Origin of the sequence: Parazoarcus communis SWub3 = DSM 12120, from assembly GCF_003226565.1 — a bacterium.
GTDB lineage: Bacteria > Pseudomonadota > Gammaproteobacteria > Burkholderiales > Rhodocyclaceae > Parazoarcus > Parazoarcus communis.
In genome coordinates, this window is the sequence record NZ_QKOE01000206.1 from 1 (window position 1) to 255 (window position 255).

1 protein-coding gene is annotated in these 255 nt (G+C 65.9%); it reads left to right on the forward strand.

Going from position 1 to position 255, the window contains the following annotated elements:
- On the forward strand, positions 1-255 hold a 255-nt coding region (locus tag DNK49_RS23765), incomplete at both ends, for an ABC transporter ATP-binding protein C-terminal domain-containing protein (protein WP_481345688.1).

A 255-nucleotide genomic window follows, 5' to 3' on the forward strand; every position in this document is an offset into this window, starting at 1 on the left:
TGTGCTCGGACCCCTGCCTGCTGCTGCTCGACGAGCCGGCCGCGGGGCTGCGCTTCAAGGAGAAGGCAGCGCTGTCGGCGGTGCTGAAGAAACGCAAGGCCGAAGGCATGGGAATCTTGCTGGTCGAACACGGCAAGGGCTTCGGAATGGGGCTGGAGGACCGGGTGGGGGTGATGGAGTTGGGCGAGAAGATTGCCGAAGGGCTGCCCGAAGAGGTGCAGAAGGACCCGGCGGTGCTCGAAGCGTATCTGGGCG